7 protein-coding genes are annotated in these 7,491 nt (G+C 73.2%); all 7 read right to left on the bottom strand.

Going from position 1 to position 7,491, the window contains the following annotated elements:
* Nucleotides 1–545: 545 nt before the first annotated feature.
* From A4V12_RS07430 to A4V12_RS07400, 7 genes are read right to left on the bottom strand one after another with little or no spacing between them, the layout of a single operon-like run.
* Nucleotides 546–857, bottom strand: a complete 312-nt coding sequence (locus A4V12_RS07430) for a DUF6506 family protein (protein WP_064068431.1) — start codon at nt 855–857, stop codon at nt 546–548.
* Between the two features lie 4 nt (nt 858–861).
* A complete protein-coding gene (locus A4V12_RS07425; RefSeq protein WP_064068430.1) occupies nt 862–1,137 on the bottom strand; it encodes an acyl carrier protein in 276 nt (91 codons plus the stop codon).
* The gene (locus A4V12_RS07420; RefSeq protein ID WP_064068429.1) at nt 1,134–2,939 is read right to left on the bottom strand and encodes a fatty acyl-AMP ligase; all 1,806 of its coding nucleotides are present in this window, start codon (nt 2,937–2,939) and stop codon (nt 1,134–1,136) included. The genes A4V12_RS07425 and A4V12_RS07420 overlap by 4 nt, the downstream gene beginning before the upstream one ends.
* Nucleotides 2,940–2,952: 13 nt before the next feature.
* Entirely contained in the window at nt 2,953–4,413 is a 1,461-nt protein-coding gene (gene purF, locus A4V12_RS07415) for an amidophosphoribosyltransferase (RefSeq protein WP_064068428.1), read from the bottom strand.
* Nucleotides 4,410–4,943: a hypothetical protein gene (locus tag A4V12_RS07410; RefSeq protein WP_064068427.1), complete on the bottom strand. Its 534-nt coding sequence runs from the start codon at nt 4,941–4,943 to the stop codon at nt 4,410–4,412. Before A4V12_RS07410 ends, purF begins: the two co-directional genes overlap by 4 nt.
* Entirely contained in the window at nt 4,940–5,818 is an 879-nt protein-coding gene (locus tag A4V12_RS07405) for a hypothetical protein (protein ID WP_064068426.1), read from the bottom strand. The genes A4V12_RS07410 and A4V12_RS07405 overlap by 4 nt, the downstream gene beginning before the upstream one ends.
* Complete coding sequence (locus tag A4V12_RS07400) at nt 5,815–7,194, bottom strand: flavin-containing monooxygenase (RefSeq protein WP_079136885.1); 1,380 nt, start codon at nt 7,192–7,194, stop codon at nt 5,815–5,817. Before A4V12_RS07400 ends, A4V12_RS07405 begins: the two co-directional genes overlap by 4 nt.
* Between the last annotated feature and the right edge of the window lie 297 nt (nt 7,195–7,491).

The following is a 7,491-nucleotide window of genomic DNA, read 5'->3' as shown; positions in this document are numbered from 1 at the left end:
AGGGGGGGGGCGGGCGGGGGGGGGGGGGGGGGGGGGGGGGCGGCCCGGCCGGTCGGCCGGCCACCCGACCGCCTCGGGCCCCGGGCAGTCGGGTTTGCGTCCCCTTCGGGACGCAGCGGCCCGGAGTGCGGCGAGCACTGGGGCCGTACGAGCCTCAGCCCCACCGGGCCCGGCCCGCCGACACCGACCCCCTCTCGGGGGCCGGCCCACCGGGGAGTCGACCGCCTCGGCGGCTCAGCCCCCTCGGGGATCGGCCACCCGGTGACTCGCCCCGGGGCTTCAGCCCCCGCGGGACCGAGCCGATTGGGGGTTCCGCCCGCCCGGGGCTCGTCCCGCCGCGGGAATCAGCTCCCTGGAGGCGGGCCCACCCGGGGCTCGGCCCTTTCGGGCCAGGCGCCCCTGGACTCGGCCCGCCTCCGGGCCCGACCCGGGACTCAGCCCCCTGAGGGCTCAGCCCCTCGGGGCTTCGACCCGCCCGGGGCTCAGCCGCCTCGGGCTGAACCCGCCCTCGGCTCGGGCCGCCCCGGGCCGGGTTCGCCTCGGGCTCAGTCCGCCTTCGGCGGGAAGAGCGCCGCCATGCCGTCGATCGACTCCGGCCCGTAGCCGACCGAGCCGACCGGGACCCGGGATCCGGTGGCCTCGATGACCTTGGCCGTCCAGACGGGCCCGAAGCCGCCGCACAGTTCGATGAGCTGGATGCCCTCGTCGACGAGGCGTGCCGCCACCTCGGGGGCTCGGGCGGGGTCCGCCATGCCCACCATGACGGCGCGGAAGCCGTCCCGCTCGATCACGGAGCGGTCGCGGTCCGGGTCGAGCCCGCGGCCGGTGAAGAGGAATCCGAATGCGTCCAGTGCCATGCTGTCAGTTCTCCTCGGGGTGTCGTCGCAGTACCGCCACGACTTCTTCCGCCATGTCGGTCAGGGTGAGACTGCCCAGTGACCCGGTGCTCTCCAGCCGGACGCCGTACCACTTCTCCACGTCGGCCAGCAGGACGGAGCTGGTCATGGAGTCGATGCCGAAGGCGCTGAGCGGCACTTCGTCGTCGAGGTCCGCCGGCTCCATCTCCAGCAGCTCGGCCATCAGGCCCCGCAGCCGCTCCGCCACCACCTCCTGGGTGACCTCCTGCGCGGTGCTCACGCGGCACCTCCCGTGCGCCGGCTGGACCACTGCGCCAGGGGCTTGAGCGCGCCGGACCGGACCTGTTCGGCGCAGGCGCGCCGCCGGATCTTGCCGCTGGTGGTGCGGGGCACCTTGTTGCGCGGTACGGCGTAGACGCTGACCGCGGTCGGCAGGACCTTCGCCACCGCGATGCCGGCCGCCCGCACGGCGGCGGCGAGCGCCTCCGGGTCGCGCTCGATGGTCTCCACGACCACCGCCACGCCCTTGTCGTCCTCGCTCAGCGGCCAGGCGGCGGCCCGCTGCTGGGCGAACGCCGGGTGGGAGTCCAGGGCGACGGCCTCCGCGTCCTGCGGGAAGTAGTTCTCCCCGCCGATGATCAGCACGTCCTTGATGCGGCCGGTGATGAACAGCTCGCCGCCGTCGACGAACCCGAGGTCACCGGTGCGGACGTACGTCGGGCCGGTGGCCCCGTCCGTGCCGGCGAGGCGCGCCGCGAAGATGTCGGCCGACTCCTGCTCGCGCTCCCAGTAGCCGCCGCAGTTGCCGGGCGAGTCGACCCAGATCTCGCCCACGACCCGGTCGGCGAGCGGCTGGTGGGTGTCGGGGTCGACGATCTCGACCCGCACGTCGTCCACCACGGGTCCGCAGCCGACGAGTTCGATGCCCTCGGCCGCGACCGTGGTGGCCACCGCCTTGCCCTCGGCGAGCGCCTCACGGTCGTACAGGCCCACGACCGTGGGAATGAGGGAGGGGCTGAGGCTGACCGCGAGGGTGCACTCGGCGAGGCCGAAGCCCGGCGAGAAGACCTCCTCGCGGAAGAAGCTCGGCCGGAAAGCCTCGGCGAAGCGGCGCTGGGTGGCGGCGCGCACGGGCTCGGAGCCGTTGACCGCGATCCGCCAGGTCGACAGGTCGATGGCGGCGCGCTCCTCCGCCGGGATCCGGTTGACGCAGATGTCGTACGCGAAGTCCGGCGCGGCGGTGAAGACGTCGTCCTCGGCGGCGATGGCGCGCAGCCACACCTTCGGGTCGCGGACGAAGGTGGCCGGCTCCATCGTCACGGTGGTGGCTCCGGACACCAGCGGCAGCACCACCGCCGTGCACAGGCCCATGTCGTGGAAGAACGGCAGCCAGCTGACGATGGTGGTGGTGGGCTCCACCTCGCAGCGGTCGCGCATCGCCGCCTGGTTGGCGACGAGGTTGCCGTGGCGGACGACGACGCCGCGCGGGTCACCGGTGGACCCGGAGGTGTACTGGAGCAGCGCGGTGGTCGCGGGGTCCAGGGCCGGCGGGTCGGGCAGCGAGGCGTCCGGCGCCGGGCCGTCGGGGCGGCGGACGGCGACGAACCGCACGCCGGGGACGAGGTCGGTGTCGGCCTCGTCGGCGTCCTGCTGGGTGGAGACGAGGACGGCGCAGGGGGTGCAGTCGCCGCAGATCCCGGCCAGCCGCTCGGCGCGGGTCGTGGTGCCGGAGCGGGCCGCGGTACGGAAGGCGGGCACCGGCACGGCGATCATGCCGGCGTACAGGCAGCCCAGGAAGCCGATGTGGAAGTCGAGTCCGGGCAGCGCGGGGACGATGACGCGGTCGCCCGCCCCGCCCGCTTGGCGCAGCGCGGTGGCGAGCTCCCGGGCGCGGCGGTCGAGTTCGACGGGGGTCAGGCTCTCCAGGACCGCGCCGGAGGCGTCCAGGGCGGTGACCACGGCGCGGTGCGCGTCGGGGCCTTCGGTGCGGGCGATCAGGGCTTCGACGATGGTGCGGGCATCCCGGCCGGTGTGCGCCGCGGCCGGCGCGCGGGTGGCGGTCGCCTCGGTTGGCGTGTTCACTGCTGCGTTCTCCTCATTCGGCGGTGGCTTGGGATGCGAGGGCGGTGGACGGTTCGGCGCCGCGCGCCGCGGGGAAGGCCGCGGCGGGGGTCGCGGTCGGGTAGCGGCCGGTCAGACAGGCCGTGCAGTAGCCGGAGCGGTCGCCTCCGGCGGCTTCGAGCAGCCGGTCCAGGGAGAGGAAGGCCACGCTGTCGCAGTCGAGCTGCTCCGCCAGTTCCGTCATCGACAGCCGGGCGGCGAGCAGTTCCTCGGGGCGCCCGGTGTCGATGCCGTAGAAGCAGGACCACCGGTACGGCGGGGAGGCGATGCGCAGGTGGACCTCCAGGGCCCCGGCGTCGCGGAGCATCCGCGCCACCGCACGCATGGTCGTCCCGCGGACCAGTGAGTCGTCCACCAGCACCACGCGCCGGCCCGCGACGGCCGCCGGGACGGGGCTGAGCTTCCTGCGGACCGCGTGGTGCCGGGCCGCCTGGTCGGCCGCGATGAAGCTCCGGCCGCCCTGGCCGGGGCGCAGCAGGCCCTGGACGACGGTCAGTCCGGCGCGCTCGGCGTACCCGTCCGCCGCGACGCGCGCGGTCTCCGGGGTGGCCACGACCACCGGCCGGGGCGAGCCCTCGACCGGCGCGTGGTCGGCGAGCGCCTGCCCGGCCCGGTACCGCGCCTGGTAGACGCTGCGCCCGGCAAGCTGGGAGTCGGCGCGCGCGAAGTACACGTACTCGAAGAGGCAGGCCGCGGTCTTGGCGTCCGGGACCTCCAGCCGGCTGCTGGAGGTGCCGTGCGCGCCGATCGACAGCACCTCGCCCGGTTCCAGTTCGCGCACCACCTCGCCGCCGACCGCGGTGATCGCCGCGGTCTCGGAGGCGAGCAGCCACGTGTCGCCCCGGCGTCCCACCGCGAGCGGCCGGAAGCCGTGCGGGTCGCGCGCCCCGTACAGGTTCCGCCCGTCGGACAGGACCAGTGCGTACGCGCCCTTCAGCCCGGGCAGCACCGCGTGGAGCGCGGCCACGGTGTCGAGGCCGCCCGCCGTGCGGGCGTCGAGCAGCAGGCGGGCCAGCAGCTCGCTGTCGGTGAACCACTCGTCCGGGGCCAGCGCGTCGGCGCCCGGGGCGGTGTGCGGGTCGACCAGTGTGCCGTTGTGGGCGACGGCCAGCGGCGGGCGGTCCAGGACGACCGGCTGGGCCCCGGCCAGCGCGTCGCGCGTGCCGTGGGTGGCGTACCGGACGTGTCCGACCGCCACCGGCCCCCCGGGCAGCCCGTCCAGGTCGGGCAGGGCCTGGGCGACGGTGCCGGCCCCGTGCCGGGCCACCAGGGCGTCGCCCGTGCCGACGGCGATGCCCGCGCTCTCCTGCCCGCGGTGCTGGAGCGCCACGAGCAGCTCCCGCACCACCGCGGCGTGGAGGTCCTCGGGCCCCCACACGCCGGCGACACCGCAGGCCTCCCGGGGCTTGTCCGCGTCGCGCAGGTCGTCGTTCATGCGGAGTCCCCGCCCGCGTCGAGCCATTCGGCGAAGGCGTCCAGGTCCGGCAGGATGACCGTGGAGCACGACAGCACCGCCAGGTTCTGGCGCATGTCGGTGATCGACACGACGGTGCGTCCCGCGCGGTGGGCCGACAGCATCTCGGCCGCGGTGCCCATGCTGGGTTCATGTCCGGGCAGCCAGGCCACGCACACGTCGCTCGCCGCGGCCAGCTCGGTGAGCCGGTGGAACAGCGCGGTCAGTTCGCGCAGTTCCGGGGCGAGCCGCGCGTGGTGCAGCACCGGCCGGTCCTTCAGCGCGGCGTGCGCGGCCCGTACGTCGGCGGGGTGGGCCGCCAGCCATTCGGCCATCACGACGCCCGGGTCGTTCACGACGGCCCCGGGCCGCCGGGTGAGCAGCGTCTCGGTCAGCCGCTCCCGGTACGACTGGTCGACCAGGTCCGCTCCCGTGCGCGCCCCCTGCATCGTGCCGGCCAGGAAGTACGAGCGGGTCCGGACGGCGGTGTCCTGCGTGCCGGTGGCCGTCACTCGTCCTCCAGGGAGTACGGGGCCAGGTCGAGCCCGGCCGGGGCTGCCGCGCGGTGGATGGCGGCCGCTTCGAGCAGGAAGGCGACCACGTCGTCCCGGGACGCCGAGACCGCGTCCGCCACGACCTCCAGGTCGCGCTCGAAGCGGGCGTCGCCGTGCTGGGCGACCGCCCCCTGGTTGTCCTTGGTGAGCATCAGGTGGCCGTCCTCCGCGACGCCCGCGGGCCGCCCGGCGAGCGGCAGGATCAGCTCGGCCATCTGCCGGGTGACCGGGTGCAGGACGCGGATGGAGACGCTGTGCTGCTCGGGGTGGACCAGCAGCCGCCGCACGAAGTCCGCGGCGGGCGGCACCGTGTCGATCCGGGAGTCGGGCCGCAGCAGGAACGAGCGGGACGCCGTGTTGTGCCCCCGGCGCGGGCTGAACCGCAGGTAGTCGAGGCGGATGGTGTCGTCGCCGAGGTCCCACGTGGCGCGCACCCGGCTGGGCGCCGGGGTGCCGTCCGCCTTCACGCGGTACGGGTAGGCGTCGACGGTCGTCCGCACCACGCCGTCGACCGCCGCGCCGCGGTCGAGCCGCAGCGGCTCCCCGTGCAGCAGGTACGGGTCGAGGATGACGAGGCTGTCCTGCTGGCGGTAGACGGCCGCCACGTGGCGTCCGTCGATCAGGTACTCGGCCGGTATGCCGGACCGCTCCATGACCATGCGGCCGGCCGTGAAGGACTGCCAGGCGCACGACAGACCGAGGCGCGGAGGGGCGGCCTTGGTGCCGAAGTACTCGTGGAACTGGGACGCGCTGTTGTACGGGACGCCGACGAGTACCTCGTCGAGGACCTCCTTCTGCACGTCGCTCAGCAGCGCGGCACCGACGGTGTTCACTTGCGACCTCCCTGGAGGAGCGCGGCCGCCTGCTGGAGGAGGGAGGGCCGGCGGGCGTACGTGGTGTCCTGGCCGCCCAGCACCGCCAGGTGGTCGCGCAGGATGCGCAGGTACGTGGTCAGCTCGAACTGGGTGAGGTTGCGCCGCGACTCGAGGAAGTTGATGCCGCCCGTGATGTCGACGTTGCGGGCCCGCTTCAGCTCGTCGAACCGGCGGGCCGCCTCGGGGTCGCGTTTCCGGGCCGCGAGGTATCCGGCGATGACGCGCGACTGGAGTTCCACGGTCGGGAAATGACCGCCGGTGCCGTCGGTCATTCCGGCGATGAACAGGTCGTCGTAGCGCGGCGAGAACGCCAGGAGGTAGAAGTCCGGACGGCCCTTGACCCAGTCCATGTGCTCTTCGCCGACGAACGGGATGTGAATACGGAATCCGGTGGCCAGGATGATGACGTCGTATTCCTCGGAAGTGCCGTCGGAGAATTCGACGAACTTCCCGTCGAAACGCACCGGCGCCTTCCGCACCTGCACCCGTCCGTGCGCGCAGTAGTACGGCAGCAGCGAATTCACGATGGGCGGGGATTCCAGCGGCTCGTGGTCCGGCTTGGGCAGCCCGAACTGCTCGGGGCGTCCGATGCTCAGCTTGAGCATGGTGCGGTACACCGCGCGGGCCACCGGGGGCGGCAGGCGCAGGTGCTGGCTGGACTCGGAGACCTGGTCGGCGGGCTTCCCGAAGATGAACTTGGGGAAGAAGTGGTAGCCGCGGCGCATGCTGATGGCCACGTGGTCGGTGACCCCGGCGGCCTCCACCGCGATGTCGCAGCCCGAGTTGCCGGCGCCGACGACCAGGACGCGCTTGCCGGCGAGCGAGGCCGCGTTCGTGTAGTCCCTGCTGTGCAGGATCTCCCCGTCGAACTTCCCGGAGAAGGCCGGGAGATACGGGTGCCAGTTGTGGCCGTTGGCGATGATCAGCGCGCTGTGCTCGTGCGACTCGCCGTCGGCGGTGGTGACGCGCCAGCCGTCGGAAAGACGCTCGACCTGGGTGACGTCGGAATCGAACCGGATCAGCCGGAGCAGGTCGAACCGCTCGGCGTACTGCCCGAGGTAGTCACGCACCTGGTCGTGGCGGGGGTAGGCCGGCAGCCCCCGGTCCATCGGAAGGTCCGCGTAACCGGTCACTTCCCTGGAGGTGATGGTGTGCGTGTTCTGGTACACCGAACTGCGAGGATTGTCGATGTCCCAGATGCCGCCCACACCGGAGTGGGACTCGTAGGCCACGCAGGGAATACCGAGATCGGTGAGGCTCTTGAGTGAAGCCAGCCCGGAAGGCCCGGCTCCGATGACTGCGACCGGCCGTGGGTCAACCTGTGGTTCTGCCATGTGATGTCATTCCCCCATTGAGATCATGACCTGCGCCACGCACACCGCTGCGACGCTGGACGGTTTCAGCCTGCGGCAGCCGCGACCCCGACTCCAGCCACTTTCAAGGAATTTGAAGCGACGGGTCGGATCGCCGTGATCGCTTGACTTCGGGACGCCGGCATCCGCCTAATGGGGACGACCGGGCTTCTTCGGAGAGTGAAATGCATCACTTTTCCTCTTCTCATTGAACCCGTGGAGACTCTCGCGTTAGGAGTGCCAGTGGCACGCGTCGTGGTCGACGTCATGCTCAAGCCG

This window comes from Streptomyces noursei, assembly GCF_001646665.1.
In the GTDB taxonomy this organism is placed as follows: domain Bacteria; phylum Actinomycetota; class Actinomycetes; order Streptomycetales; family Streptomycetaceae; genus Streptomyces; species Streptomyces lavendulocolor.
The sequence above is the reverse complement of the archived record's forward strand: the minus strand, read 5'-3'. Positions and strand labels throughout refer to the sequence as shown.

Excerpts from the sequence above, each read along its gene's own strand:
- A4V12_RS07400 (WP_079136885.1), bottom strand. The coding sequence starts at position 7,194 with ATGGCAGAACCACAGGTTGACCCACGGCCGGTCGCAGTCATCGGAGCC.
- A4V12_RS07430 (WP_064068431.1), bottom strand. The coding sequence starts at position 857 with ATGGCACTGGACGCATTCGGATTCCTCTTCACCGGCCGCGGGCTCGAC.
- purF (WP_064068428.1), bottom strand. The coding sequence starts at position 4,413 with ATGAACGACGACCTGCGCGACGCGGACAAGCCCCGGGAGGCCTGCGGT.